This is a genomic window from Hungatella sp. SL.1.14 (genome assembly GCF_024460495.1).
GTDB lineage: Bacteria > Bacillota > Clostridia > Lachnospirales > Lachnospiraceae > Hungatella > Hungatella hathewayi.
Window position 1 is genome coordinate 1 of record NZ_JANFYJ010000078.1, and the last position, 1,368, is coordinate 1,368.

4 protein-coding genes are annotated in these 1,368 nt (G+C 43.5%); all 4 read right to left on the reverse strand.

Translation table 11 applies throughout. The features are described from left to right. The coding region (locus tag NE473_RS29950) for a PD-(D/E)XK nuclease-like domain-containing protein (protein WP_256265526.1) at positions 1-214 on the reverse strand (214 nt) is incomplete at its 3' end. Continuing rightward, the gene (locus NE473_RS29955; protein ID WP_256265534.1) at positions 211-852 is read right to left on the reverse strand and encodes a recombinase family protein; all 642 of its coding nucleotides are present in this window, start codon (positions 850-852) and stop codon (positions 211-213) included. The genes NE473_RS29955 and NE473_RS29950, both read right to left, overlap by 4 nt. Then, on the reverse strand, positions 830-1,006 hold the full coding sequence (locus NE473_RS29960) for a hypothetical protein (RefSeq protein WP_256265535.1): 177 nt from the start codon (positions 1,004-1,006) through the stop codon (positions 830-832). The genes NE473_RS29955 and NE473_RS29960 overlap by 23 nt, the downstream gene beginning before the upstream one ends. Next, positions 1,007-1,189, reverse strand: a complete 183-nt coding sequence (locus NE473_RS29965; RefSeq protein ID WP_256265536.1) for a hypothetical protein — start codon at positions 1,187-1,189, stop codon at positions 1,007-1,009. Between the last annotated feature and the right edge of the window lie 179 nt (positions 1,190-1,368).

The window sequence follows — 1,368 nt, forward strand, 5'->3', positions numbered from 1 at the left end:
ACAGACTAAGAGTCCCTTCAAAGTGAGCGTCTACATAAGACCCAACCATAAGCGCCGTGGTCTTTTTCATTTCCCACTCTCCGTTTAATTTTGCCATAGCTTCAGCCTCACAGGCCGGGCGCCCAATAGTTCCCATAAAGTTCTTGTACTGGCTGACCGAGAGATATTCCCGGTCAGCTTCCTTACTAAAATAATTTTCTGCTGTTAAGATCATGCCTGTGCCTCCTTCTCTTTCTCACCAAAGATATCGGGGATTTCAGGAATGTCTTTCTCCCGGATTATATCCTCAGCTTCCCCCTCAACAGAACACCCAAGGAGGGCGTCAGGAATGTAGACGCGGGCAAAGAATGCACTAGCGCGATACGCAAGCATCAGTTCCGGCATTGTCTGCCATTTTGATGTTTCATTTCCGTAGCGGTCGATCTTAGAGAACCACTTTTCAGCTTTGGCCACCCCTATTGTAATTTCAGGACCACGGACAAGTTCACCTGTAGACCGCCTTATAGCCTCTATATGGCACCCCCATGTATTTGTGCCTGCTTCCCCTGTATATACTGGCTTAACGTCCTTAAACTCAGTATTAGACTTAATCAGCGACATGCAGGCCTGTCCACTCCATGAAGGTTTTCCTTTCACAACATAGAGATTCTGCATAACAAACATAGGACTTACATGCATCCGGTTTGCCATGTCAATTGCAATCATGCAGTCGGCCGGCTTATTCTGATAATTCTGAGGTATAATTTCTGTACTTGCGAAAGCCTCTGCCATTTTCATTAGCATGTTAAAATTCGACTCATTACTAAATGGATTTAATAGTGCTGTATTTTCAACATTCATAATCTCTTCCATAGTCTTCCTCCTTAATCCAATCTCCTGAGTAATACCACTCAAGAAACTCTTTCTGTTCTTTCGGTTGTCCGTTTTCAATACGTTCAAGGGCATACTGAAAAGCTTCTTTGTCAGGTACCGTCTTACCTGCTTCGGTACAGATTCCTACATACATTTACGCTTCCTCCGTTCCTTTTGTGCACAGTTCAAATCCAAGAATTGCCGCTATCTCCTTTTTGGAAGGGCCGTACTTACTTTCCTGCACATTTCTTTTCATTATTTCGATTCTTGCAAGTGCTTCCACTCCGGCAACAAAGCTTTCCAGTGGTACAGAAATCATAATTGTTTCATTTCCCATCTTGATTTCCTCCGATCGATCCCTTATAATAAGGGTATGAATATTTTTTTAGTTACCTGAGCCATGGCAGTTCGCACCTGCCGGGCTCTTTTTCTTATCCTTCTTTTCTGCCTTGCTAAAGCAGGCTATGTCATATATATCCATTACTTCCGCAATAGCTTTCGTGTACGCCGATTTCT

What these genes read in the sequence shown, in the direction of transcription:
- NE473_RS29965 (WP_256265536.1), bottom strand. Translation starts at nt 1,189, where the DNA reads ATGGGAAATGAAACAATTATGATTTCTGTACCACTGGAAAGCTTTGTT.
- NE473_RS29960 (WP_256265535.1), bottom strand. Translation starts at nt 1,006, where the DNA reads ATGTATGTAGGAATCTGTACCGAAGCAGGTAAGACGGTACCTGACAAA.
- NE473_RS29955 (WP_256265534.1), bottom strand. Translation starts at nt 852, where the DNA reads ATGGAAGAGATTATGAATGTTGAAAATACAGCACTATTAAATCCATTT.